Source organism: Maribacter sp. LLG6340-A2, assembly GCF_045057105.1.
Taxonomy (GTDB): domain Bacteria; phylum Bacteroidota; class Bacteroidia; order Flavobacteriales; family Flavobacteriaceae; genus Maribacter.
Map to the genome: position 1 here is coordinate 1323572 of NZ_CP159332.1, position 26928 is coordinate 1350499.

General features: G+C 37.3%; 19 protein-coding genes. 14 read left to right on the forward strand and 5 right to left on the reverse strand.

Annotation, left to right across the window (positions count from 1 at the left end; genetic code table 11):
• Positions 1-38 precede the first annotated feature (38 nt).
• Positions 39-944 carry a GyrI-like domain-containing protein gene (locus ABVM52_RS05605; protein ID WP_405384426.1) on the forward strand — a complete coding sequence of 302 codons (906 nt, stop codon included), beginning with the start codon at positions 39-41 and terminating at the stop codon, positions 942-944.
• A gap of 21 nt (positions 945-965) precedes the next feature.
• Here ABVM52_RS05605 and ABVM52_RS05610 read toward each other — a convergent pair whose 3' ends face one another.
• The gene (locus tag ABVM52_RS05610; RefSeq protein WP_405384427.1) at positions 966-2618 is read right to left on the reverse strand and encodes a solute:sodium symporter family transporter; all 1653 of its coding nucleotides are present in this window, start codon (positions 2616-2618) and stop codon (positions 966-968) included.
• A gap of 228 nt (positions 2619-2846) precedes the next feature.
• On the opposite strand from ABVM52_RS05610, the gene ABVM52_RS05615 reads away from it, so the two are divergent.
• Complete coding sequence (locus ABVM52_RS05615; RefSeq protein ID WP_405384428.1) at positions 2847-4214, forward strand: vanadium-dependent haloperoxidase; 1368 nt, start codon at positions 2847-2849, stop codon at positions 4212-4214.
• A 41-nt stretch (positions 4215-4255) separates the two neighbouring features.
• On the forward strand, positions 4256-5107 hold the full coding sequence (locus tag ABVM52_RS05620) for a hypothetical protein (RefSeq protein ID WP_405384429.1): 852 nt from the start codon (positions 4256-4258) through the stop codon (positions 5105-5107).
• A 3-nt stretch (positions 5108-5110) separates the two neighbouring features.
• On the opposite strand, the gene ABVM52_RS05625 is transcribed toward ABVM52_RS05620, so the two are convergent.
• A complete protein-coding gene (locus ABVM52_RS05625; protein WP_405384430.1) occupies positions 5111-8833 on the reverse strand; it encodes a metallophosphoesterase in 3723 nt (1240 codons plus the stop codon).
• 57 nt (positions 8834-8890) lie between these two features.
• Between ABVM52_RS05625 and ABVM52_RS05630 the strand changes: the two genes are divergently transcribed.
• Positions 8891-10108 carry a Pycsar system effector family protein gene (locus tag ABVM52_RS05630; protein ID WP_405384431.1) on the forward strand — a complete coding sequence of 406 codons (1218 nt, stop codon included), beginning with the start codon at positions 8891-8893 and terminating at the stop codon, positions 10106-10108.
• Here the strand turns inward: ABVM52_RS05630 and ABVM52_RS05635 are convergent.
• A complete protein-coding gene (locus tag ABVM52_RS05635) occupies positions 10097-12469 on the reverse strand; it encodes a GAF domain-containing protein (protein WP_405384432.1) in 2373 nt (790 codons plus the stop codon). The genes ABVM52_RS05630 and ABVM52_RS05635 overlap by 12 nt on opposite strands.
• 111 nt (positions 12470-12580) lie before the next feature.
• Between ABVM52_RS05635 and ABVM52_RS05640 the strand changes: the two genes are divergently transcribed.
• From ABVM52_RS05640 to ABVM52_RS05680, 9 genes are all read left to right on the forward strand, one after another.
• Complete coding sequence (locus tag ABVM52_RS05640) at positions 12581-13480, forward strand: serine/threonine protein phosphatase (protein ID WP_405384433.1); 900 nt, start codon at positions 12581-12583, stop codon at positions 13478-13480.
• Position 13481: 1 nt separating this feature from the next.
• On the forward strand, positions 13482-14657 hold the full coding sequence (locus ABVM52_RS05645) for a helix-turn-helix domain-containing protein (RefSeq protein ID WP_405384434.1): 1176 nt from the start codon (positions 13482-13484) through the stop codon (positions 14655-14657).
• Between the two features lie 73 nt (positions 14658-14730).
• A complete protein-coding gene (locus tag ABVM52_RS05650) occupies positions 14731-15852 on the forward strand; it encodes an acyltransferase family protein (RefSeq protein ID WP_405384435.1) in 1122 nt (373 codons plus the stop codon).
• Positions 15853-15974: 122 nt separating this feature from the next.
• The gene (gene aqpZ, locus ABVM52_RS05655) at positions 15975-16664 is read left to right on the forward strand and encodes an aquaporin Z (RefSeq protein WP_405384436.1); all 690 of its coding nucleotides are present in this window, start codon (positions 15975-15977) and stop codon (positions 16662-16664) included.
• A 101-nt stretch (positions 16665-16765) separates the two neighbouring features.
• On the forward strand, positions 16766-18082 hold the full coding sequence (locus tag ABVM52_RS05660) for a gluconate:H+ symporter (RefSeq protein ID WP_405384437.1): 1317 nt from the start codon (positions 16766-16768) through the stop codon (positions 18080-18082).
• A gap of 10 nt (positions 18083-18092) precedes the next feature.
• Positions 18093-18560: a RidA family protein gene (locus ABVM52_RS05665; RefSeq protein ID WP_405384438.1), complete on the forward strand. Its 468-nt coding sequence runs from the start codon at positions 18093-18095 to the stop codon at positions 18558-18560.
• A 5-nt stretch (positions 18561-18565) separates the two neighbouring features.
• Positions 18566-19678, forward strand: coding sequence for a D-TA family PLP-dependent enzyme (locus tag ABVM52_RS05670; protein ID WP_405384439.1), 1113 nt, complete (start codon positions 18566-18568; stop codon positions 19676-19678).
• A gap of 2 nt (positions 19679-19680) precedes the next feature.
• Entirely contained in the window at positions 19681-20745 is a 1065-nt protein-coding gene (locus ABVM52_RS05675; RefSeq protein WP_405384440.1) for a dipeptidase, read from the forward strand.
• A 108-nt stretch (positions 20746-20853) separates the two neighbouring features.
• The gene (locus ABVM52_RS05680) at positions 20854-21507 is read left to right on the forward strand and encodes a hypothetical protein (protein WP_405384441.1); all 654 of its coding nucleotides are present in this window, start codon (positions 20854-20856) and stop codon (positions 21505-21507) included.
• Positions 21508-21557: 50 nt separating this feature from the next.
• Here the strand turns inward: ABVM52_RS05680 and ABVM52_RS05685 are convergent, their stop codons facing one another.
• Positions 21558-23735 (reverse strand): acylase, encoded by a 2178-nt coding sequence (locus tag ABVM52_RS05685; protein ID WP_405384442.1) that lies wholly within the window; start codon positions 23733-23735, stop codon positions 21558-21560.
• 48 nt (positions 23736-23783) lie between these two features.
• On the reverse strand, positions 23784-24827 hold the full coding sequence (locus tag ABVM52_RS05690; RefSeq protein WP_405384443.1) for a TPM domain-containing protein: 1044 nt from the start codon (positions 24825-24827) through the stop codon (positions 23784-23786).
• 170 nt (positions 24828-24997) lie between these two features.
• Between ABVM52_RS05690 and ABVM52_RS05695 the strand changes: the two genes are divergently transcribed.
• The gene (locus tag ABVM52_RS05695) at positions 24998-26737 is read left to right on the forward strand and encodes an ABC transporter ATP-binding protein (protein WP_405384444.1); all 1740 of its coding nucleotides are present in this window, start codon (positions 24998-25000) and stop codon (positions 26735-26737) included.
• Positions 26738-26928 lie beyond the last annotated feature (191 nt).

Consider the following 26928-nt stretch of genomic DNA (forward strand, 5'->3'; position numbering starts at 1 on the left):
CCAAAAAAACGTTAGTCACAAAATTATCTACATTATATATGATCAAGAAAGGAAGTTACATTTTTACACTTGTAATTGCATTATTTTTAATTTGGTATCTCTTTATTAAACCTACAGATTACATCATTAATTTTAAATCCGATACCTTTTCAGAAACCATAAATCAATCTTTAAAGTTATGGAGCGCAGGTCTGGAAAATAGTTCTCAACTTAAAGAGGTAAACGATTTTGAACATCTTGAACAGGTCTGGAATATTCAAGATTCTACCCATATTTATTCTTGGGAGATAAAATCAACCTCAGACTCAACATCCCAGGTAACCGTTGGCATTAAGGACAAAGACTTTATGAACAGCATCATGAACAAACTAATGGTACCATTCACCAAAACAAATTTCTCCATAGGTTCAGAAAAAAGAGTTTTAGATTTTATGACAGTGCTTAAGGATCATATAGAAAATTTTAAGGTCACCATTGTTGGTGAAGAAAATTTTGAAGAAAAATTAATTGCCTACGTACCTATAAAGAGCGCTCAAGTAGAAAAAGCACTTGGAATGATGGAAAACACCACATTCATTGGTAATTTTCTATTACAAAACGGTGCTCAACTAGATGGGCCACCCATGTTGGAAATTACGGAATGGGATAGGGTCAACGACTCTATCGACTATAATTTTGGATACCCAATAACCTCTAAGGAAAATTTACCTACAGATTCTGAAATTCTATATAAGACCATTTCGTCTACCAGAGCTATCAAAGCCATATATAATGGAAATTACATTACGTCTGATAGAGCTTGGTATGCATTGCTTAGGTATGCAAAAAAGAACAACCTAAGCGTAGAGCCCAAGGCTATAGAAATATTTTACAACAATCCGGATATGGGAGGCAATTCCTTAAATTGGAAAACCGAAATATACCTACCTTTAAAAACGGAGTAAAATCTCTAATTTCAAGAATTTTTATCTGGCAAAGTAGATATAAATACCAATTACTATTGCACAAATAGCAATCCCAAATTGATTGACATATTTATAAGGTGTAATAGAAACTTGCTTGGTATACTCTAACACAAAAGGTTCCTTACGGGGCTTTATTTTACCTATTACAAGCATAATCACAATATTGGTTACGAACAATATTGCCATAATATGCAAGTAATGGGGATACGCATCCGCTTCAATCAACTTTAGACTAGCAGCATCTGTTACACCAGCAGCTTTGGCTTCGGCCAAGGCTTGATCAACAAACATACCTTTCAACCAAAATTGACTTATACAATATAATACCGAACCAGAAAGAATGCCGATTTTCGCCGCAATAGCAGGTACTCTTTTAGTTAAATACCCTACTACTATGATCGTAAAAATAGGAATACTGTAAATACCGTTTATTTCCTGTAGATAATTGAACAGACTTCCTGCATTTGCTATTAATGGTGCTATAAACATTGCTGCCAATGCTAAACAAATACCAAAAATCTTCCCATATTTTACTACCGTTGTTTCAGAAGCATCCTTATTGATATGTTGCTTGTAAATATCTATACCAAATAAGGTCACGGAACTATTTAGCACACTATTAAAAGAACTTAAAATAGCTCCAAAAAGTACTGCTGCAAAGAAGCCAACCAAAGGTTTTGGTAGAACTGCCCTTACCAGTTCTGGATAAGCCAAATCACTGGTATCCAAACCACCTTCAAAATAATGGTAAGCGATCATGCCTGGAAGTACCAAGATCAAGGGACCCAATATTTTTAAAAACGAAGCCAGTAACAATCCTTTTTGACCTTCTGCCAGATTCTTTGCCCCTAAAGCCCTTTGTATAATCTGTTGGTTAGTACCCCAATAAAACAATTGTACAAGCATCATTCCTGTAAAAATTGTAGCAAAAGGTACTTCTTGTCCTTTATTACCCGTAGAATCAAAACGTTCCGGGTTTGTGCTAATCAACGTATCCAACCCCTCAAAAACACTACCATCGCCAATTGCCATTAATCCAAAAACAGGAATCAAAAGACCTCCCACCAATAATCCTATAGCATTTATTGAATCTGAAACAGCTACGGCCTTTAAACCCCCAAATACGGCATAAATAGACCCAATTATCCCTATTCCCCAGATACAGATTACCAATGCGGTCTCATCAGACACCTCTAAAAGTGTAGATACATCGAACATGCCACTAATGGCAACAGATCCAGAATATAATATTACCGGTAGCAGTACTACCACATAACCTGTTAAAAAGAGTCCGGAAGTTATGGTCTTAGTAGTAACATCAAATCTTTTTGATAAAAATTGTGGAACCGTAGTCAACCCTCCTTTTAAATATCTTGGAAGCAAAAAAATTGCCGCAATGACAATGGCTATTGCCGCAAGGGTTTCCCACGCCATAACGGACAACCCGTCTGTATAAGCACTACCATTAAGGCCTACAATCTGTTCTGTAGATAAATTCGTTAACAACAATGAACCGGCAATTACCCCGGCCGTTAAACTACGGCCTCCAAGAAAATATCCGTCAGATGATTTTTCATTGGTATTGCGTGTTGCTAAATAAGAAATTACAGCTACTAGAATGGTAAAGCCTAAAAAAGAAAATATGCCTATCATTATCTATTGGGTTGATTATTATAATTGATAAATATATTGGATATTTTAAGACTTCCACAACCAATTCTTAGATTTATCTTAAAATAAACTATTGTTTTTAGAGGATATAGTGATATTACACCGTAAAAACATTTAAATACATATCTTAATTACTTGAAGCACATATAAAAGTCTCAAATTTATTTAGTTTTGTACTTCATAATTTTTTAATTGAAATTTTCATTTCCTATGTTCAAAAATTTATCGAACACTTGTATTGCAATACTACTCTTCAGTTTAGTTATTTCCTGTGCTGAAGAAAAAAAACAAGAACCTATTGTCATTACCCCAGATGAATTACACAATTCAATTGACAAAGTTGTAGAGATCATGATCCATGATATCTTTTCCCCACCGGTTGCAAGTAGAATTTTTGCTTATCCAAATATTGCGGCATATGAGATTATTTCCCAAGTAAATCCAGAATACAATTCCCTAGCAGGTCAATTAAAAGATTTGGAACCTATACCTTTAATAGATTCTACACAAGCTATAAATCCCCAATTATCAGCTTTGATCGCCCATATGAATATAAGCAGGCAATTAATTTTTTCCGAACAAACTTTTGATGTTCTACAAGACAGTCTTTTTCAACAATGGGAATCTAAGAATGAAATAGAGTTTAATGCCTCTAAAAATTATGGACTTAAAGTAGCGGAACATATTAAAGCTTGGATGGCCAAGGATAATTATAGCCAAACCAGGACAATGCCTAAATTTACGGTAAATACCGATGACCCTGCTAGATGGCAACCTACACCACCGGCATATATGGATGGCATAGAACCTCATTGGAGCAAAATACGACCTTTTGCCCTAGATTCCGCATCACAGTTTAAGCCGGTACCACCACCTCCTTTTTCCATGGATAAAAATTCTGATTTCTATAAAGAACTTATAGAAGTCTATAACATTGGAAATAAAATTACCGAAGATGGAGATGAATCTGAAGAAGTGGCCATTGCTAAATTCTGGGACTGTAATCCTTATGTTTCCGTTACAAGAGGACATTTAATGTTTGCTACAAAAAAAATTACCCCAGGGGCACACTGGATCGGCATCACTAAAATTGCCTGTAAAAAAACCAACGCAAATTTTGACGATACCGTTTATGCATACACTAAAACTTCTATGGCCATAGCCGATGGATTTATTAGTTGCTGGGACGAAAAATATAGAAGCAACTTAATTAGACCAGAAACATTGATCAATCAACATATTGACGAAAACTGGAAACCCATATTACAAACCCCTCCATTTCCTGAGTACACCTCTGGACACAGTGTAGTTTCTGGAGCCGCTAGTACCGTTTTAACCGATATATTTGGAGATGATTTCTTCTTTGAAGATGATACGGAGACGGCATATGGCCTACCTATAAGAAATTTTAAATCCTTTAACCAAGCTGCAGATGAAGCCGCAATTAGTAGAATGTACGGTGGTATTCATTATAGGGCCGCTGTAGAGGTAGGTGTAGGTCAAGGTAGAAATATAGGAAACCTGATCAACGCCAAGTTAGATATGAAAATAGAAGATAAAAATATTGCAGCCAAATAAGTTGCAAGCCCTATCTTATCTATAGGGGCTATCCTAAAATCATGAAAAACCTATTCTATCTTTCTTTTGCGTTCATAATTTCCTCATGCAGCAACTACGGGCAGCTTAAGGTTGTTACGGACCTTCCCTCTAGTTTAAAAGAAATTTCAGGCATGGTTACCTATAACGACTCTACCATATGGGCAATAGAGGACAACGGCAATAAGGATGAAATTTATCAAGTAAATTATAAAGGGAAAATTTTAAATAGTCTAAAGGTTAAAAATGGCGATAATACCGATTGGGAAGACCTTAGCAAAGATCAAGACGGCAATCTTTACATAGCGGATATTGGTAATAATGCCAATACACGAAAAAATTTGGTGGTTTACAAACTACCCAACCCAACCAATGAACCGGGTGATAAAATAGATGCGGAAAAAATAGAATACTATTATCCGGATCAAAAAGAATTTCCTCCTGCAAAAGAAAATTTGCTCTATGATGCCGAGGCCATATTCCATCACAACAAAAAGCTGTACTTGATCACAAAAAATAGGTCCAATCCCTTTTCTGGCGAAGCACACATTTACACCCTACCCGACTCCAAAGGTACCTACGAGGCTAAATTATTAAGTAAATTCACCCCTTGTACCGACTGGAAATTATGTCAAATAACATCTATTGATATTGCTCCTAAAGGTGACAAAATCGTAGCACTTAGTTATGGTAAATTGTTTGTCTTCACTGATTTTTCTTGGGACGATTTTTCAAAGGGAAAAATGAAAGAAATTGACCTTGGCGCCAGGTCCCAATTAGAATCTATCTGCTTTCTTAATAATCAAACCTTATTGCTCTCTGACGAAAAAAGTCATGGGTCTGGCGGAAATCTGTACACGTTTACCCTGCCCTAATTTTTAAAAGCCGAATCCTAAACCAAAACTGAACCTGACCCCGTCATCGCTTCCAAATAATGCAGTATTAATAGAAATTACATCTGATGCATTTAGGAAAAAACCACCTCCATAAGAAGTATGCCAACGCTTGGAACTCATTTCCGGATACCACACCCTACCATAGTCAAAACCGGCAAAAATCCCCATGGCCATAGGCAAGAGTGATGTACGTTTCTTTTTTAGACTAAAACGTATATCCGTATTTTGGTAATAACTGGTCTTTCCCGTGAATCGTTGGTTTCTAAAACCACGCAGTCCGTCCATACCCCCAATACTTGCCGCTTGGTAAAATTCATAACCGTTACCCACATTAAAATGGGCTTTCCATTTGGTCGCTAGCACTAATCTACCATTAGGCACCAATCTATAATCAAACCCAATAGAGGGTATTATATATCCAAAATCCCCACCATTATTAGAAATATTGTCCTTGAAACCAACATCTAAACTAGTGGACATACCCATGGTAGGAAAAGCAATATTATCCTTATTTTCATAAGAATACCCCGCATGTACTCCTACAAAGTCGCTATTGGTTTCTTCCCCGTTTTGTTGATAGAACGTATTTATAAAGCGATCTTGGGTCTCTTCTACACTAATATTTTGATAAGAAACACCAAATTTTACCTTTGCCCCTAACTGGCCACGCCAGACCAAGGAAGGTGTAAATTCTATTTGCCTTAGTTTTACCCGATTATAATCAAGCTCCAAATCATCATCAAGGTTTACCGTATTATTACCAAAGCCAAAAAAGTTGACCGCAAAATTTGGACTAGTAAATCTAGCGGATAGTTCTGCATTCCATTTTTCGAAAATATGAGCAAATTCTCCCCTATAGGTAAAATCAAAACCACTTGTGGCAAAGTAATAAGAAGCCCCAAAAGTATGCTGCTGGGTAAATGGATTTTGTCTAAACCCATTATAGGTATATGTGTTTAGAAAACCAATACGCACCCCATCATCTGGATTAAAGCCAATGGTAGGTATAATTTGGTTAAAACTATTTCTAAGGTTTAATGGTTGGTAGGTATTAACCACATAAGCATCTGAACGTTTTACCTTTGCTCCAGATGTTTTTTCAAACGTGTTTTTCTTGCTCTTGAAGTCATAGAGGGCTACATCTCTACCATTACCAACCCTGTAAATATCATTATTTTGACCACCTATGACCCTAACCTTTACACCCTTAAAGTTTGATGGATTTTCTATTTCAAAAATATCATCGTCATCTAACCCATATACCCAAATTTCTTTTGTATCCGCTGTAGAAAATATTTTATAATAAAAAAGCTTTTTCTTTTTATCACCTATATTTCTATACACCTTTACCTCTGTCTCCTTGTCATTTAACCTGTTTATTTCAAACCAATCATCTTTATCCGTACCTGCAACAACTGCATATTTGTTCAGCACACCATAATACTCTTTTGCCGTTTCCTTTATACGACTTAACCGTTGTAACAATATATGTTTTATCTCGTCTACGGTTTCATCCCTAACCTCTTCTGGAAATGCTTTAAACGCTTTATCAATTGCTTGTGGCGTTAAATTTTTTTGCAAGTATTCTGCCTGTGCCAACCACTGAGCTTTTTCGGTTTCTCCTAACAAAGCAAGGTCTAACACATAGGTTTTTGGAGAAGAATTAAATCCTTTAACACTTCGGATTTCTTCCGTAAAACCCTCCATAAGTCGTAAGCCAGGTATAATGCGGGTGGCAATGTTCATTAATGCACCATCGCCCATTTTGGAATATACTTGGTCACGGTCTCTAGGTACCGGTTTGTAAACAATTTTATCTTTCTCCTTATCCTTAAATTCTGCCCACCTCCATTGGTCAACATGCCTATCCCAATCGCCCAAAACCATATCAAACAATCTAGCGCGTAAATAAAGGTCCTTGTCCACCTCATATTTTTCATCGTCCCGCAAATCCTCAAGCATACTATCCGTACTCTTTAGTTCATTGGAGTACCCAAAACTTGCCAAATCTCCGTGACCATCGCCTGCATGCTCCTCTATCATATAAAGTTCATCTCCAAAAGATTCGTTATATTCCTTTAAAGCAGGTTGTTTGGGTACATAGTATAGTACGGGGTTGGTATGAAACAGATTTACTGCATCTGAAAGTTCTGCAATGGTAAAAGGTCCATATGGATGTGATCCTGTATAAAAATCCTGTAATAACTCTTGGGTGTAGGTTTCCTTTAAGTCCTCCAAAACATATTGGTCTTGAAATGCCATGGATTGCAAGTAAAGTTCCGCACTCTTTTTCAATGCCCTCATTACATATTCCCTACCATCCTTTCTTCGTAAACGCAAAGATTTAGATTGATGGCCGCCCCCTTTTTTGACGGGAACAAGACCTCCCAATAAGGTATCTAAATTTACCGTTGGCGCAGTAACTTTTGTACCGTAATACTTGCGGTAACGTTCTCCCCAAATCGTTCTAAAAAATTTACTTTTATCTATATCCTCTTCCGTATATACCGATGCCTTTACGGTCTTAGGAAAAACAGCGGAATACTCACCCGTATATTCTATTTGGGTGGGTGGTAAAACCGTATTGGTGAACAAAAACTCCTCATTACCATCATCACCAACACCATAAAACCTAACTCTAGATGAACCATCTGTATAAATTTCCAAGGTTGCATAACCCATTCTACCGGTGTTGAACTGTGACCCGTTCAATAATCTTGTAGTTCCTTTCTTTGCTCCAGATCCACTAACAATTTGTGGGGTGTTGTTTTCAACGATGTACTGTAAAGAATGTTCATGGCCAGATGCAAATATGACACGATCAGAAAATTGGGCCAACGTAGTTACCCGCTTCATTAATTCATTATAACGCTTATTGTTCAAATCTTCCACAGATGCACCTGATGTATTTCTTAGGATATTTACAAATGTTCCCAATACGGGTACCGGTACAGGCAATTCTTTTGGATAAAATTGTTTTCGTAACGAAAATTGACCGCCATGGGGACCATAACTTGTAGTGGGGTGATGCATGGCTATAATGGTAGTTCTGTCCCTATAATCCTTAATAGCATCTTCCAGTTCCAAGAAAAACTTCTCCCTGCTTTTAATATCGCACTTATCATTGATATCCGGCCGCTTGTCCCAATTGGTTAAATACCATTCTGTGTCAATGGTAATGATCGCTACTTCATCAGAAACTTCTACAACATCTAACGGACAGCCGTTCTCAGGTAGAAAAGGGTCTTTTTCTTTCTTTTTTAATGCATCTTTGATATAGTTCTCCTCTCGCTCCAGACCAATGAGACCCTCCGTATACCAATCATGATTACCGGGGATGAACAATGGTCTACCCTTAAAATTATCAAGGGTCTTTAATTGAGCATCAAGATCGTTTTTGGCATTGAAATAGGCAACCGTAGAATCTTTAGGGTCCGGAAGCCCTGCAGGGTAAATATTATCCCCTAAAAAAATAGCCGTACTGTTCTCATCTGCCCGATCCAATCTTTTCTTGAAAATCTTTAAAGCGGCATTCATATCCCCCATTGGCGACAAACCCGCATCACCGATTAGATAAAATGTATGAGACACTTCTTTATCCTCATGAACATCCAAGGCATATTTATCATCTACATATTTTGTATCATAGGTTGCGCAACCCACAATTAACGATACCATGAACAGGCAAGCATAATATTTTCCCATAGTAATGTAACCCTCTTTAAATTTTTGTAATTTGGGTATTTCTAACCAATAATCTCTATGTCGAATATCTTAGCCAAGGCACAAGATTTTGTGACCGATCTCCTCACTAATAAGTTGGATAAGAACTTCCTGTATCATAACCTTAGGCACACTCAACGCGTGGTTAAAAGTACTAAAGAAATATTGGACTCATGTTCTCTATCCGATCAAGAAAGGGAGTTATTAATTCTTGTGGCATGGTTGCATGATACGGGCTACACAAAAGGCATAAAAAATCATGAGGAAAACAGCTGCGCCATAGCAGAAAAATTTTTGCTAAAAGAAGGCTATGAACCCAATAAAATTGACCAAATCAAAGCCTGTATAATGGCGACGAAATGGAACGCTAAACCTTCTAATTTACTGGAAGAGATTATACGTGATGCGGATTCCTCCCATTTTGCACAAAGTAGTTATATTGAAACCTCAGAATTGTTACGGGAAGAACTTAAATTACTGGGTGTCAAAAACTTTAGTCAGAAAGAATGGCTACAAGGAAATATTCAAGTTTTTAGGACTGATCATCAATTTTATACGGATTATGCCAAAGAACACTGGGCAGAGAAAAAGGACAAGAACTTAAGAAAACTGATCAAGGATAGAAAATCCGAGAAAAAAATAGCCAAAAAGGAACGCCTAAAAGCAAAGTTTAAAGGGGAAAGCCCAGATAGGGGCATACAGACCTTATATAGGGTAACGCTTAAAAATCATATTACCCTAAGTGATATTGCAGATACCAAAGCCAACATTTTACTTTCTGTAAATGCCATTATTATTTCATTGGCCTTATCCAATTTAATTCCAAAATTGGACAATCCTTCCAATGACTACCTCATTTACCCTACGGTACTCTTTGTTCTTTTTGCCATAATATCCATGATATTGGCGGTATTGGCAACCAGACCCAATGTTACCAGTGGTTCTTTTACCAAAGAAGATGTAGCCAACAAAAATGTAAACCTTCTATTTTTTGGGAATTTTCATAAAATGAAACTTGGGGAATATGAATGGGCCATTCAAGAAATGCTCAAGGATAAGGACTACATCTATTCTTCCCTGACCAAAGACCTTTATTTTTTAGGAATCGTCTTAAATAGAAAATATACCTTATTACGATGGACGTATACTATTTTTATGATCGGTATGATCTTATCTGTAATTGCCTTTGCCATCTCGTTTAAATTCTACGGCCCAGACCGTAGTTTGGAATTGTTGAGCCAGGTACTAATCCTTTAGGGTCTTAATAAGGTCGTCGTAGGTGTAGGTTTTATCCGGGGCTTTCTCCGTTTTGTATAGAATCTCTGCACGTATGGCCTTTAGACCAGATACACCTTGTAATCCTTCCAATTCCACAATCTCAATTTTATTGGAAAAACAACCCTTGGATTTTAAGAATTTAATATACCTTAAATACTCTAACTCATCCTTTTTCTGGGAATATACTATAGATAGAAATCCTTTTTTCGTTAAACGCTCCTCTGTACCTTTAACAAAGGACTTGTCTATACGCTTTTTAATGACCTCATAACGCGCATTATAAGTGCCATCAACATCAAACTGTTTTTCATCCATTCTAAAACGGATAGATAATGAGGTGTTGTACACCAATATCAATGACGTGGCATCTAAGGGTACGGGCAACTCCGGTTTAAGGGCATAGTGTACATTTTCCATTTCGCACATGACCTGTAACTGCCAAAGCCTAAGATTATTAAGATATAACTGATTATACTCTAACTCTTCTGATATGGATTCCCCTATGTACATATTATGTTCCACCCCATCTGTCTTAAAACGCTCATAATAATGAGGATACATTTTTTGCGCGCTTTCTTGCTTTTTATCAATGACGGCAGATAATTTTTTATTGATCAGGGTGACACTTTCATCATAGTTTTTTCTATGATCATAATAGGATCCCGTGCCCATATCTATCTTGGCCTCATAGGCAAGAATATGCTTTTCTATAGCGCTGTCAGATTTTTTTAAATGCTCAAATACAGGTATAATTTCATCATGCACAAAATCAAAAATGGCCTGTTCACTATTGGTGTACAACATTTCCTTGATACTTTCAAGATGATTGTTCACCCTAAAAATTAATTCTTCATAAATGGGCAAGTTCCATGTATCCATTGCCAAAGTAAGCACATTGGCTATCTCAGAAAGTTGTATCATTAGATCTCTCTGTATAGCCAGGTTCCTAGCCTTGGAAGAATCCTTAATATCTATTTGACCAAACAAAGGATAAACATCCTTAAAGACAATTTCCCTGAAAGCAGTTGGGCGACCTTCCATCTCATCTCCCATAAACCTTTTTGCCTCTTCTTGAAATTTCCAATAAACGGATGAGTGTACAGAGGTACATTCATTTTGTATAATGGCATCTATTCTATTGTTCTCCTCATTTTTAGTACGTACAACCGCAGAAACTATAAAAGGCAATACATCATCTAATTTCTGTGCATTAACCCCATTGAGCACACCTTTCTTTTGCGATACTATTTCCAAAATCCCCAAAAGTTTACCTTCATAGGCTATAGGTGCAAATATGGCACTTTGTACACCCTGATCCTGCAGTCCTTTATACGGTTGCAAAGCACCAGATTCCTCAACCATACGGTCCACATCGGCAATAGTAAAATAAGAGTTATAATCAATTAACTTGTTATAAGAATCTATACACAAAGCCTGTTTGCAGTCAATAGCATGCTTGCCCCTTAGAAGAAAACTTTCAAAGCCAATACCGGCTACTTCTTCAAATTGCTCTTTCTTGGCATCAAAAGAAGCAAAACCCACTTTAATATTAGGCAGACGGAAGAAAGATTTAAAAGTCTCCTGTAAATCGTTCATGAACTTTACAGGTTGCAAGGTGTCCTTAGAGATCAACTTTGATTTAATATTTGAAATTGCTTGTTCCATCGTTACATCGAACAGGTTAGCAATTACAAAACCTTTGGAAATAAAACTTTCTGGCGGAATTTTTTCCATCCATAGCGATGCATCATTAGGATTGGCCAAGAGCTCATCTACATCTTCCTGGGTTATTTCCTTAGCCTTATCCGTGGGTATAATGTCAATAAAGTCCGCATTGTACAAAATACGATAATGACGCATAACCCCATTTGCATCTGGAATATCATAGAAATAAGGCCTGCTAAAATCTAGCTGATAACCGTAATAGTAATTCAGTACTACCACACAGCTCATTATATAATCCAAGTCATCACCAACATTCCTGATTTCAGGTTCATAATCTGCACCGGCCTCATTGATGATATTCTGAAATCGCTTAGATGATTTTATGATTACATCTTGATAGGGCAGGGTTGCCACTTTAATTTCATTTGCGCTCAAAGCCTCTGTAAACGTATCTTGCAAAATACGCTCGATCAAGTCCTTATGCTTTTCCAATAATGTAAAATCAGTAAAACCATTTCGCAGTTCAGGAAAGCCTTTTTCCACAGCCAGAATACGCTCTGCCGTAGCTGCCAAAAATGGATCATTGCCCCTTAAGTGTTCATCATACTTCGACAGAAGTTTTTCAAAACTTATGAGGTGCTTAAACGGCATTTTCTTTCTATCGTGCTTTCCCATGCTATGGTTAGTCTACATTTATGCTGTAAAGTTACAAAACAACATAAGTTTTTTGGGTTACTATTTCCTTATGGTTAGCGGGATTTTCGGATATTTAACGAAAAATACACCATGTCATCGGAAACTAGACTTAACAACGCCCTTAAAAATGCCAAAGTCATTCCTTTTGACGATACTTCAAAATTTATTCTTTTTAGTGATTGCCACAGGGGAGATAACAGTTTTGCCGATGATTTTGCCAATAATAGAAACATTTACTACCATGCTTTAAAATTCTATTATTCAGAAGGATTTCAGTATTGTGAGCTTGGTGATGGTGATGAACTATGGGAGAACATTCATTTTGGATCTATTTTTGAAGCACACAAAAACGTATTTAAACTTTTAAAGCAATTTCATTTAGAACATAGGCTACACATGATTTGGGGAAACCATGATATGGTCTACAAGGATGAAGCGTATGTAAAAAAACACCTGTCCAGCTATTTTGAGCCTATTGATGATAAGGACAAATCTCTTTTTGAGGGTATTAAATACCACGAAGCCATACTGTTAAAACATACACACACCGATCAAGAAATTTTTATGACCCATGGCCACCAGGCAGACTGGTGGAATTACAACTTTTGGAGATGTGGTAGGTTTTTGGTGAGAGTTTTATGGAAGCCTTTACAAGTATGGGGAATTGCGGACCCCACTTCTCCTGCTAGAAACTATACCGAACTTATTAAAGTAGAAAGGCGTATAAAAAAATGGATATTAAAGCACAATCTGATGGTAACCGTCATTGGACATACCCACAGGCCCCGTTTTCCGGAACCTGGGGACATTCCTCTTTTTAACGACGGTAGTTGTGTGCACCCAAGAAGTATTACCGGTATTGAAATAGAAAAAGGTATGATCTCTTTGATCAAATGGCAAATAAACACCACAGATGATGGTACGTTACGTGTGGTTCGCATACTGTTGGAAGGCCCTCAAAAATTGGTAGATTATATCGATAAAAAATAACATGGAAACAATTCATGATCTCATAGAGCAAATTCCTATAAGACATAACTTTACTTCTACCATAATGCTACTAGGAGTGGCACAAAATCTATTTTTAAGTATTGTACTTTTTGAAAAAAGCAAGAACAATAGATTACTACTTTATTTTGCATTTTTATTATTATTCGGAACACTGGTTTTTTTGGATACTTATTTGTGTTACACCGGACTCATAAAACACCTTCCTGAATGGAATGATTCTTCTGAAGTTTTTGTTTTGCTTATAGGTCCTTTTCTATACTTTACCATTTATGCATTTTTGAAAAGAAAACCTATTTCAATACATAAAGGTTGGTGGCACTTAATTTTACCGCTAGGTTATCTTTTATCACAGATTCCGTTTTACATAGCTCCAGTTTCGGTTAAACTAAACGCTTATTTAGGTGCGTATTACAGTAATTTAGGTACCGCATCGGTTCCAGAGACATTTAACTATTCGTACCATCACATTAAAGATATATTTGATTGGTTAATTTTATTTAGTTTACTGTTATATACGCTATTATCACTAAAACTAGTTAAAGAAGAACGCTATAGAAATGACACAGATAAAGCAAAGCTTAAGTCTGCCAAATACATTTTTACACGTAATTCTGCCATTATACTCTGTACTTTTTTCTTTCTTCTATTTGTTGTTTTCTACATATATGACGATGATGGCGGAGATCATTTTATTGCCATTTTCCAAACTTTTGTAGCATTTGCCACCACACACATCATTATTTCGAAATCTAAATTCTTTGAAAAATCATGGGCTGCCGACAAGTATGAAACACTGGGAAGTTCTCAGCATGAACTAACGTTTCATGAAATAGAAACCTTTGTTAACGACAACGATTATTTTATTAAAAAAGAAGCAAGTTTAAAAGATTTAGCAAATCAGTTAAAAATACATCCCAATCAAATTTCAAAAACCATCAATTCAGATTTCGGAGCTAATTTTAGCCATTACATCAATAGTAAAAGAGTTAATTTGGCAAAGAAAAGATTGATAGACCCACATTTTAGTCATCTTACGATAGAAGCTATTGGTGATACCGTGGGTTTCAAGTCCAAGTCTTCTTTTTACAATGCTTTCAAAAAGGTTTCCAATATTTCACCATCCCAATTTGTAAAGTCAATTTCTCCAAAATTGTAATTGTAGACGTATTGTAAGCACAAAATTTTATCAGTTAGCACTTTAAAATTCAACTTTGAAAAAAATGTTGAATATGGAAGTTAAGTTTAGAAGGTATGATATTGACTGGCTACGTGTTGTTGTTTTTTCACTACTCATAATATATCATACAGGTATGTTCTTTGTGCCTTGGGGTTGGCACCTAAAAAATAATAACATCTATGATTGGTTGAAGTGGCCAATGCTTTTTTTAAACCAGTGGAGGCTACCCATATTATTTCTAATTTCTGGAATAGGTACTTTTTATGCCTTATCAAAAAGAAATATTTGGCAATTTAATAAGGAGCGATTTTTGCGTTTAGGTATTCCTCTTGTTTTCGGTATGCTCGTTATTGTTCCTCCACAGGTATATTTTGAAAGATTGGTACAAGGTCAATTTCAAGGTTCGTATTGGAGCTACCTGAGCACTATAGCCTATGACGGCATTTACCCAGAAGGCAATTTAAGTTGGCATCACTTGTGGTTTCTTCCGTATCTACTAGTTTTTTCCGTATTGCTTTCTCCTTTTTTCCTTTATATAAAAAATAATAAAAACAGATGTATACGTTGGATTAGTAAGGTAATTCAAAAACCATACGGACTATACATTTTTACGATTCCATTATATTTATTGGAGTCTTTGCTAGAACCTTTTTATGACATAACCCATGACCTAATTAATGATTGGTTTAATTTTTTCTCTTCCATGACTTTATTTTTCTTTGGATTTGTCATGGTCGCTTGCGGACCTATTCTTTGGAATGTAATCGAAAGGATACGCACAAAAGCTCTTTACTTAGGAATTATATGTTTCATAGGTATGCTTTTCACTTGGCAATTTGAAGACGGATACACTCGTCACTTTACCGAAGCTTTTCTAAAAATCATTAATCTTTGGTCATGGATATTAGTATTACTAGGTTATGCCGCTAAGTATAAAAACAAAACTAGTCCTCTTCTAAGTTATGCTAATCGTGCTGTTTACCCATTCTACATTCTTCATCAAACCATAACCGTAGGGATTGCATATTATCTAATGGACTTGGAATGGAGCTTACTTTTAAAAGCTACAATTTTAATCGTAGGTACATTTTTAATTTGTTGGTTAATTTATCATTTAATCATATTAAAAATAAAACATTTACACCCTTTGTTTGGATTAAAAAAAGGTGTCTAACTAAGATTTATGTAAAAAATTAGATGTTTTCCCGTTGAAATTATAAATAAAACACCTAAAATAGTGTGACTTACATAGGGTTTTGGTTTCTAAATAGATAGAATCAATTAAACCTTATTAAAATGAAAAAATTTATTGCAGAATTTATCGGCACGTTATGGTTGGTCTTAGGTGGTTGTGGTAGTGCCGTACTTGCAGCGGCCTTTCCGGAAATGGGTATTGGCTTTCTTGGGGTCTCCTTGGCATTTGGTCTTACCGTAGTCACCATGGCCTATGGTATAGGCCATATCTCAGGATGCCATTTAAATCCGGCCGTTTCTATTGGCCTTTGGGTGGGTGGGCGTTTTAACGGTAAAGACGTATTCCCCTATATCATTGCCCAATGTATGGGAGCTATTGCCGGTGCAGCCATTCTTTTTTTAATTGCATCTGGTAAAGCAGATTTTGACATAGGTAATTTTGCCGCAAATGGTTATGGAGCGCATTCTCCTGGCGGATATAGCATGACTTCCGCTTTTTTTATTGAAGCGGTCATGACCTTTATATTTCTTTTTGTAATACTAGGTTCTACCTACACGAAAGCCCCTAGAGGTTTTGCCGGCTTGGCCATTGGACTTTGTTTAACCCTTATACATCTTATTAGTATTCCGGTAACCAATACCTCGGTTAACCCTGCCCGTAGTACAAGTCAAGCACTTTTTGTAAGCGACTGGGCCATAGGTCAACTGTGGTTGTTCTGGTTAGCCCCCATTATAGGGGCGGTCATTGCAGGAATCGTTTATAAAATAATTTCTCCGGAACCAACGGATTAATTGCTGTAAACAATTAGAAAGCGTATCATATTTATATAAAGTATGATGCGCTTTTTTTTTGTGGTATATTTAAAGTATCAACCAATCAACTCAATTTTAATATGCCATTATTCATTGTTATTTTAGGAATTCTACTCCTATTTCTTCTCATTGCCAAATTCAAGCTAAATGCCTTTATCACCTTCGTCATTGTATCTCTTTTTGTGGGTATTGCGGAAGGCATGGAACCCGTTAGCGTTGTCGATTCCATTCAAAAAGGAATCGGTAATATTTTAGGCTTCCTCGTTATTATTTTAGGTTTAGGAGCCATGCTGGGCAAGTTGGTTGCCGATAGCGGTGCCGCACAAAGAATCACTACCCATTTGGTAGAAAAATTCGGTAAAAAGAACATTCAGTGGGCAGTTGTTTTAACCGGTTTCATTGTGGGTATCCCTATGTTTTATTCCGTAGGGTTTGTAATTTTAGTACCCTTGGTATTCACCATTGCCGCAGCTACAGGTTTACCACTTCTTTATGTGGGGTTGCCCATGCTGGCATCACTCTCGGTAACCCACGGATATTTACCTCCACACCCTGCACCCACGGCATTGGCATCAATGTTCAATGCGGATATCGGTAAAACACTGCTATACGGAATCCTTGTAGCCATTCCCGCTATCATTGTTGCCGGCCCTATCTTTTCAAGAACCTTAAAGAACATTAACGCTACACCCTTAAAAGAATTTTTAAACCCCGTGGTGCTTAAAGAAGAAGAAATGCCAAGTATGGCAAATAGCATCATTAGTGCATTATTACCGGTTATTCTAATTGCCGTTGCCGCCCTGGCACAACTTCTATTACCTGCCGATCTCTTTCTTACCAAGATCTTGGTATTTATGGGCAACCCAGCAATTGCTATGTTAATTGCTGTTTTGGTTGCTATTTACACCTTAGGATTAGGACGCGGTAAAAGCATGAAAGAGGTTATGGACTCCGTTGGTAGCGCCATTAACGGTATTACCATGGTACTTTTGATCATTGCGGGATCCGGTGCGTTAAAACAAGTATTGATCGATAGTGGTGTAAGTGCATATATTGGTGGTATTTTAGAACAATCTTCTATTTCCCCATTGGTTTTGGCATGGCTTATCGCAACGGTTATTCGTGTATGTGTTGGCTCGGCAACAGTTGCCGGTTTAACTGCTGCAGGCATAGTATTGCCACTAGTACAAGGTACTGGTGTTAGCCCAGAATTAATGGTTCTGGCCATTGGATCAGGTAGTTTAATGTTATCTCACGTTAACGATAGCGGTTTTTGGTTGTTCAAAGAATATTTTAACTTATCAGTAAACGATACGTTAAGAAGCTGGACCGTTATGGAAACTACCGTTGGTGTAATGGGACTAGTAGGTGTTCTAGTGATTAACATGTTCATTTAAAATAAAATTTATGCTAAAGAAACCTTCTGAAAGAATTAAGGAACTAGGTCTGGTTTTACCGCCGGCCCCACCCCCAGCAGGGTTATATAAACCAGTACTGGTCGTTGACCATTTTTTATATATTTCCGGACAAGGACCCATGCAAAATGACGGCTCTTTAATTGTAGGTAGAGCTGGTTTTGATATGACCACGGAAGAAGCAAAAGTTGCTGCACGACAAGTAGCGTTAACCATGCTGTCTACCATACAGACCCATTTTGGCGATATCGATAAAATAAAAAGAATCGTAAAAACATTGGGAATGGTGAATTCTACTCCCGATTTTGGTCAACAGCCTCTGGTCATAAATGGTTTCAGTGAACTTATGGCAGATATTTTTGGTCCGGATAACGGCGTTGGTGTACGTAGTGCCGTTGGCATGATTTTACCTGGAGGAATTCCTGTTGAAATAGAAGCTCATTTTGAATTACATCACTAACAATTATGGCCAACGAAAACTGGTATTCCTTACAACTTCCCGAGCATATAATTTCTCCTTCTTTATTGGTCTATCCTGATAGAATTCAACATAATATCGATTTGATGATTGCCATGACAGGTGATGTTAATCGCTTGCGTCCGCATATAAAAACATACAAAAATGCCGATATCATAAAAATGCAAATGGATGCTGGCATTCAAAAATTTAAATGTGCTACGATTGCCGAGGCGGAATTACTTGGAGATTGCAAAGCGAAAGATGTATTGCTGGCTATGCAACCCATAGGTCCAAATGCAGAGCGCTTTGTTGAGCTCATAAAAAAATATCCGAACACCCTATTTTCAACGATTATTGACAATACCAAAAGCCTTCATATTCTAAGCAAATTAGCCCACCTAAATGCTATTAAAATTTCACTTTGGATAGACATTAATAATGGTATGAACCGAACAGGGATTAGTCCTGATGACAAGGCACTTACTTTGTATAGCGATTTGCACGAAAACGAACATTTAATTGCCGAAGGTTTACATGTTTATGATGGACATTTAAGGAATACGGATCCAGCTACCAGAGAATCGGATTGTAATACCGCTTTTGAACCTATACTATCTTTAAAGAATAACATTGAGAAACTTCAACTACCTAATCCTAAAATAGTAGCCGGTGGTTCGCCCACTTTTCCTTATCACAGCAAAAGAAAAGATGTAGATGCTAGTCCTGGTACTACATTGCTTTGGGATTCTGGATACGGTAATGCATTCCCAGAAATGAAATTTCTACCTGCCGCAGTTCTAATGACCCGCATACTCAGCAAACCGACAACTGGTATTCTATGCTTTGACCTCGGTCATAAGTCTGTTGCGCCAGAAATGCCTTTTCCTAGAATTGAATTTTTAGACCTAAAGCACAGCAAACAAATAAGTCAGTCAGAAGAACATTTGGTGGTGGAATATGATGACCTTACCATACCAGAATTGGGTGATGTTCATTATGCCATACCTAAACACATTTGCCCTACCGTAGCAAAATATGATACCATAATTGTTGTAAAAGATAATCAGGTTATTGATTTTTGGCCGATAAGCGCAAGAACACAAAAATCTAATATTTAAGTATGTTTATATTTGACGCCCATTTAGACTTGTCCATGAATGCAATGGAATGGAACCGCGACCTTACTTGGTCTGTTGAAGCTATTAGAAAAGCTGAACAGGGCATGACAGATAAACCTGATCGTGGCAACAATACAGTATCTCTTGATGCCATGCGAAAGGGAAATATTGGTCTTTGCATGGCAACACAAATTGCAAGATATGTTCATAAGGACAATACCCTTCCGGGATGGAAATCACCTCAACAAGCCTGGGCGCAAACACAGGGACAACTGGCGTGGTACAAAAGCATGGAAGCTGCCGGAGAAATGGTTCAGATTACCAACAAAAAAGAGCTTAACGCGCATTTAGAACTATGGAAAACCAACGAGGAAAATAAACCCATTGGCTATTTACTAAGTCTTGAGGGTGCTGACTCCATAATTGATATTTCTTATCTTGAAAAATCATATCATCAAGGTTTAAGAGCAATTGGTCCTGCTCACTACGGGCCAGGCACCTATGCTCACGGCACCAATTCCGTAGGTGGTATTGGAACTAAGGGAAGAGCACTTCTTAAAGAAATTGAAAGGTTGGGAATTATACTTGATGTCACCCATTTATGCGATATCAGCTTTTGGGAGACAATGGTGAATTATGACGGTCCTCTTTGGGCTAGCCATAATAATTGTAGGACATTAGTAAACCATCACAGACAATTTACCGATGAACAGATCAAAGAAATCATAGGTCGCAAAGGCATAATTGGTGTTGTTCTTGATGCTTGGATGATGGTACCCAATTGGGAAAGAGGGGTTTCTAACCCGCAATCTGCAGGAGTAAGTCTTCAGCAAATGGTTGACAATATGGATCATATTTGCCAACTAGCCGGTAATGCAGAACATGTGGGTATAGGCTCTGACCTTGATGGCGGATTTGGAAAAGAACAAGGACCTGCAGATGTTGATACCATTTCAGATTTGCAAAAATTAGTGGGATTATTAGAGAATAGAGGTTATGCACAATCTGATATTGAGCGCATCATGAATGGAAATTTCATCAACTTCTTACGTAGAAATCTTAAGTAAAACATCGCGTTCATCGAATAAGTAAGCTCAAATCTATTATTTTAACGAAGCCTTATGTACGCATGGCAGGGTATTTGTTATCTTTATTTTATCAATATTTAAGATGCAATGAGAAAAATTTATTTTCTTTTTATTGTTTTGTTTTCCTTTTCTAAGGTACAGGTTTCTGCCCAGTCGGAGTTTCCCAGTCCGAAACCTTTAAAGATAGAGGCAGCAAACCCTATTGAACCTAAAGGAAAAACAAGCACTGGCAATGCTTTAAATATGCCTTCCCTGGTAAAGGATCAACCCAATATTGATATGAATTCCAGAAATCCTGTAAAAATGTTACCCGATGAAGAATTGGTACAAGCTGGCACGGGTATGAAAATAGACCCTAAAGTTGGTCCTGGAGAACGTTTAAATGGATCGGGACAATTTTTTCCAGACCAATATCTAGGTGACGTAAAAAGTAGTGGAAAATTTATTGGTATTGTTTGTAGAGATCACGAATATGTTGATGGCGATCGTGTAAAAATATACATGAACGATATGGTCGTAGAACACAACCTGTTATTGACCGGCGCTTTCAAAGGAATTAATGTTGATCTACAAGACGGATTTAACCGTTTGGATTTTGAGGCGCTTAACCATGGATCTTCAGCACCAAATACTGCACAAGTTGATGTGTATAACGATAAAGGAGAATTAATCTATTCTAACAAATGGCTGCTGTCCTCTGGATCTAAAGCAACTTTGATCGTTACTAAGGAGTCTATGTAATAGATACCTCCTTTCTCCTACAGCTAAATTAGCGTGTAACCAAAATTACATTATCGCTTTCCCGGAATATAGGTTTCCTCTGCTCTTTTCAAAACATCTTCACGATAATAAGGTACTTCTTTCCAATCGATGTTCCTATACCTTTCTATTTGATCATTAAAATGTGGTGAAGTTGGGTCGCCGCTTTGTCCACCTGCCAATATACTTTTCGCTTTAACGGTTTCGCCAAATTCCACTACTGCTGCAAAGCTATTGCCTCTTGTTCCATATATTTTTTTTGCACCTTCTGTTGTATAACGAGCTCCATAAGCCGCTAAAGCCCCCCATCTACCGGATGCGAACCCTATTGGCATACTTGGTTTACTATCATCAAAATGTTGAACAATATCGCCCGTGGTTCTTTGATATCTATTCACTTCTCCCCATGGAATTTTCCATGTGCCAAAGTCAGATGAAAGTTCATCTATAACTTCTTCGAATATTCTTAAGGATTCATCCGTATGCGTTCCAAAATAGGTCATGCGTTCCATATCACTCATTCCATTTGGATGCTCTGCCCTACTTCCCATTGCGGTTCCATAAAAATGCGCCAAGGTCATGGCTACTTGATTTTCTCCAGTAGTAAAATCCCAATTTTCTAGAATTTCAATGGGTTCCCCTAATTTTGGATTCTTATCGTCATGGGAATTATAAGCCTTTACCAATCCAGGAATCAATGCCTTAAACGCTGGTAAATAAGGATCATGAGCTAATTGAATTAAGCTGTCTATGGTATACCCTTTTCTATCTTTCAATAACGCTATGGCATGCACTCCTCTAAAATTTTCTTGACCTCTAGACATGTAATAGGGATAGTCTTCTTTCTTTGGGCTAAATTCCAATGCAGAAGTATAAGGAGTAGAGTTACAATTTTGAATCCACCCATTACCAGGATTTAGCACTAGAATATTCTCGTCGACCGTATGCAGCCCTTGCCAATCTGTTTTAGGATTACTACCATCAACTGGTTCAGAATAATTGAATTGAACGTCGCGTTTTGGAACGTAATTTCCATGAAAATAACCGATATTTCCTTCCGCATCAGCATAAACGGTATTATTACTAGAATTAGTACGAATATCCATCATTTCCCTAAAACCTTTATAACCGTTTTGTTTGGTTCGTATAAATGATTGTTCCAAAGCTTTTACCGGTTCCCACATCATGGCAGAAGCCGTCCATTGCCCATCGGCAACATGGGTTATTGGACCATGATGGGTTCTGTAGGCTGGAAATCTCTTCTCTTTCAATTCTTGTCCGTCTATATATTTCAACACAATTTCCGATGATGCTACGGGTCGTAATTCTTCTCCATATTGATAGACCAACTGGTCATTATTCTTAATAATCGTTTCCTTAAATTCATCCATAACATCGGTGTAGGTAGATGTATGCATCCATCCGGTTTTTTCATTGAATCCTTGATAAACGAAAAACTGACCCCAAGTTACCGCACCATAGGCATTTAATCCTTCCTCAGAAACTACATGAACCTCTCCCCTAAAATAAAAAGAGGTATGCGGATTGATCAATAATAACGGATTACCAGATTGCGTTAATGTACCTGAAATAGCTATTCCGTTAGATCCCTGGGGTTCTTCGGCTTCTTTTTCTTTTTCTAATTGCATCAATTCCATTTCTGGCAGTTCCATATCACTCTCATAAAAAGCAGCGATTTTCTTTGTTGAAATTCGCTCAATATCACCACCAATAGAACCTTCACTGAAGTACATGGGCATCCAAGGTTCAAAATGTGTCAACAATCTTGGTTTCACCTCTGGGTGGGTGTAGAGGTAATAGTTTATACCATCAGCAAAAGCATCACATAATTCTTTTAACCAAGCAGGACTCTTTTCATAATTGGCTTTTGCCTCCTCCTCGGTCATGAATAGCTTAGCACGTAAATCGCTATACAATGCTTCTTCGCCCTCTAATTCTGCCAATCTACCGGTTGCCCAAATATAGTTTTGCTCAACGCGGTTAAAATCATCTTCGCACTGTACGTATAATAATCCGAATACCGCATCGGCATCGGTTTTTCCATAAATATGGGGCACTCCAAAATCATCCCTAATGATTTCTACATTAGCCGCTTGTGCTTCCCATTTTTCTAAGTCGGGATTGATTGATTTTTCAGCTTTACAGGATACAACCAAAACAAAAATCAACAAATAGATTAGTTTATTCATATAGAATATTTAAGTGAATTTTTAGGGTATATAAATGTACTTGATTTTTTACCAACTTCCGCTTGCGCCACCGCCGCCAGAACTACCGCCTCCTCCAGAAAAAGAACTACCACCACTTGATGAGCTACTGCCCGAACCAAAAGAGTGCGTGCCTGATGATGAGAAAGTTTTTCTGTAATACGTTTTATCATTTTTGACCCAGGATATATTCAAATCTTCTTCGCCCGTTAGTTTTAGTTTAAAAAAAGCAATGATTGCAGCTATACCAAAAAACGGCAATAGCAGCCATAGTAAAATTTTAGGATGATCAAAAATTCGCATGGCAAGATCTTGGTCTGCGTTATAAATACTATACCCCACAAATAGAGGCTCCACCATAAATACCATACCAAAAATGGTAGAAATAGAACCGCCTAATAGCATAAAAACACCGGGTAACACGCCTAATTTACCCATAAATATTCCTCTAAAAACCTCTATAATATTTCTATAACTTCTAAGAAAGAAAAAACCACCTACTCCAATAAATATTGATAGAAAAACTCCAAGGAATATATTCAAGTAAAGCTTTTCCCTGTCATTTTCATCGTCAATTTCTTGTTTAAATTCATCTAACGCCTCAGGATTATTTAAAAATTCAATAAGCTGATCTACAGATTCATTAATACCAGTAAAATACTCCTCTTCCTTAAAATTAGGTATCATCGTACTTCTAATAATTCTTGAAGCTACGGCATCGGTAATATATGGTTCCAATCCGTAACCCACCTCAATTCTAACTTCCCTATCCAACTCTGAAAATAGAATCAATAGTCCGTTGTCCTTTCCTTTTTGACCAATACCGTTCTGCACAAAGAGACCGTTGGCGTAAGACTCAATAGTATCAAAACCCAACTCTTCTATGGTTACCACTACCAACTGATTAGTAGTGGCGTCTTCAAAAGCAACCAAACGCTTATTTAAAGCAGCCTCTTGAGCTGAAGTAAAAATGTTGGCACTATCAGTTACAAAATCGCGCAACTCATAATATTGCTCTTGCGCATTACCATAAAAAGTTACGAAAAGAAATAGAAGAATAGTTTTTTTAAGCATCGATGGTGGTCTGTATAATCAAATATAAAAACCTTTATTGAGACCTAACCCTACTATCAAAACCTATTCTAGATTCGGTTAAACTTTAGAATTGAAGTAACTTGCAGGTTGTTGTCTGTCGGTCTCGACTGCGCTCGACAAGACAATAGAAACCCAAACACTCAATCTCAATGGCAGAAAAAAAAGTAAGCATCTTAACAGCTTTTAAAACCATTATATGGCCCCGTAGAAAATTGGTTCTATTAGGCTTATTACTAATCGTTATCAGTAAAGCCGCAAGTTTTGTAGCACCCGTGTCTTTACGCTATTTTTTAGATGATATTGTGCCCAATAAAAATTATGACCTGTTAAAAGTTTTGGTTGCCGTTGTAATTTTTGCCTTCTTAGTACAGGCAATCATGTCATTTCTATTGACAAAAGTACTAAGTATACAAGCACAATTTATGATTTCCGAACTACGAGCACAGGTACAAAAACAAGTGCTTTCGCTACCTATTCGCTTTTTTGACAATACAAAATCGGGTTCATTGGTCTCGAGAATAATGAGCGATGTTGAAGGGGTAAGAAACTTAATCGGTACCGGACTGGTACAGCTAGTTGGCGGTACAATTACCGCAGTGGTATCATTAATTTTATTATTGCGTATTAGCCCAACGATGACCTTGCTAACATTTGTTCCCTTAATCCTATTTGCTCTTATAGCTTTAAAAGCTTTTAAAATCATAAGACCTGTTTTTAGGGAGCGCGGAAAGATTAACGCTGAAGTAAAAGGAAGGCTGACAGAAACTTTAGGCGGTATTCGGGTTATAAAAGGATTTAATGCCGAAGAGCAGGAAAGTAAAGTTTTTGAAGAAGGTGTAGACCGATTGTACCAAAATGTAAAAAAGAGTTTAACGGCCACCGCTTTTATGACCAGCTCATCCACCTTTTTATTAGGTTTGGCTACTACGGGAATTATGATGGGCTTTGGCGGTTACAAAATGATGCAAGGCGAATTGACTACGGGCGAGTATTTTGAGTTTACTTTTCTTCTTGCCCTAATGGTAGCGCCCATTGTACAAATGAGCAATATTGGAAGCCAACTTACCGAAGCATTGGCAGGCTTGGACCGTACTGAAGAATTAATGAACAAAGTAGCCGAATCTGACGAAAAAGACCGGACCATTGTACTATCTCAAATAAAAGGAGATATGACTTTTAAAGACGTAAGCTTTGCGTACGAGGAAGATAAAGATGTATTGCACAATATTAGCTTCGAAGCAAAATCTGGTGATGTTATTGCTCTTGTGGGTAGTTCTGGTTCCGGAAAATCTACTATTGCAGGTTTGGCGGCAAGCTTTTTAAATCCTGACTCCGGTGAAATTACCATTGATGGCACCGACCTATCAAAAGTTGACCTTACCAGTTTTAGGCAATTTTTAGGCGTGGTATTACAAGATGATTTTCTATTTGAAGGAACCATTAGAGAGAACATCCTTTTCCCAAGACCAGATGCTACTGAAGAAGAGTTACAAGCGGCCATCAAAGCAGCGTATGTTGATGAGTTTACCGATAGGTTTGAAGACGGATTAAATACCGTTATTGGTGAGCGTGGCGTAAAATTATCCGGAGGTCAACGTCAACGTATTGCGATTGCAAGAGCTGTTTTGGCAAACCCACGAATTTTAATTTTAGATGAAGCAACGTCTAACCTTGATACCGAAAGCGAAGCTTTAATTCAAAAGAGTTTGGCCGAACTAACAAAAGGAAGAACCACTTTTGTCATCGCTCACCGTTTAAGTACCATCAGAAAAGCAAATCAGATTTTAGTTATTGAAAACGGACGTATTGCCGAGCAAGGAACCCATGAGGAATTAATCGCCAAAGAAGGTAGATACCATAATCTGTTTACATACCAAGCTAGGATATAAGTTGGTTGTTGGTTGTTGGTTGTTGGAAAATTAAAATAACTGTTGTTATTAGGGTAATCGAAAACTTAGGAACAGGAATTTAACAGATTGCTTCGGCGCGAAATGCTTCTCGCAATGACAGCAATAATAACCCCTTCGTCATATCGAGTGTAACGCGGCTATCTGTTTGTTTGGAACACGTATCTGATTAC

Bases quoted from the DNA above. Each gene is read 5' to 3' on its own strand.
- ABVM52_RS05605 (WP_405384426.1), top strand. From the start codon at position 39: ATGATCAAGAAAGGAAGTTACATTTTTACACTTGTAATTGCATTATTT.
- ABVM52_RS05610 (WP_405384427.1), bottom strand. From the start codon at position 2,618: ATGATAGGCATATTTTCTTTTTTAGGCTTTACCATTCTAGTAGCTGTA.
- ABVM52_RS05615 (WP_405384428.1), top strand. From the start codon at position 2,847: ATGTTCAAAAATTTATCGAACACTTGTATTGCAATACTACTCTTCAGT.
- ABVM52_RS05620 (WP_405384429.1), top strand. From the start codon at position 4,256: ATGAAAAACCTATTCTATCTTTCTTTTGCGTTCATAATTTCCTCATGC.
- ABVM52_RS05625 (WP_405384430.1), bottom strand. From the start codon at position 8,833: ATGGGAAAATATTATGCTTGCCTGTTCATGGTATCGTTAATTGTGGGT.
- ABVM52_RS05630 (WP_405384431.1), top strand. From the start codon at position 8,891: ATGTCGAATATCTTAGCCAAGGCACAAGATTTTGTGACCGATCTCCTC.
- ABVM52_RS05635 (WP_405384432.1), bottom strand. From the start codon at position 12,469: ATGGGAAAGCACGATAGAAAGAAAATGCCGTTTAAGCACCTCATAAGT.
- ABVM52_RS05640 (WP_405384433.1), top strand. From the start codon at position 12,581: ATGTCATCGGAAACTAGACTTAACAACGCCCTTAAAAATGCCAAAGTC.
- ABVM52_RS05645 (WP_405384434.1), top strand. From the start codon at position 13,482: ATGGAAACAATTCATGATCTCATAGAGCAAATTCCTATAAGACATAAC.
- ABVM52_RS05650 (WP_405384435.1), top strand. From the start codon at position 14,731: ATGGAAGTTAAGTTTAGAAGGTATGATATTGACTGGCTACGTGTTGTT.
- aqpZ (WP_405384436.1), top strand. From the start codon at position 15,975: ATGAAAAAATTTATTGCAGAATTTATCGGCACGTTATGGTTGGTCTTA.
- ABVM52_RS05660 (WP_405384437.1), top strand. From the start codon at position 16,766: ATGCCATTATTCATTGTTATTTTAGGAATTCTACTCCTATTTCTTCTC.
- ABVM52_RS05665 (WP_405384438.1), top strand. From the start codon at position 18,093: ATGCTAAAGAAACCTTCTGAAAGAATTAAGGAACTAGGTCTGGTTTTA.
- ABVM52_RS05670 (WP_405384439.1), top strand. From the start codon at position 18,566: ATGGCCAACGAAAACTGGTATTCCTTACAACTTCCCGAGCATATAATT.
- ABVM52_RS05675 (WP_405384440.1), top strand. From the start codon at position 19,681: ATGTTTATATTTGACGCCCATTTAGACTTGTCCATGAATGCAATGGAA.
- ABVM52_RS05680 (WP_405384441.1), top strand. From the start codon at position 20,854: ATGAGAAAAATTTATTTTCTTTTTATTGTTTTGTTTTCCTTTTCTAAG.
- ABVM52_RS05685 (WP_405384442.1), bottom strand. From the start codon at position 23,735: ATGAATAAACTAATCTATTTGTTGATTTTTGTTTTGGTTGTATCCTGT.
- ABVM52_RS05690 (WP_405384443.1), bottom strand. From the start codon at position 24,827: ATGCTTAAAAAAACTATTCTTCTATTTCTTTTCGTAACTTTTTATGGT.
- ABVM52_RS05695 (WP_405384444.1), top strand. From the start codon at position 24,998: ATGGCAGAAAAAAAAGTAAGCATCTTAACAGCTTTTAAAACCATTATA.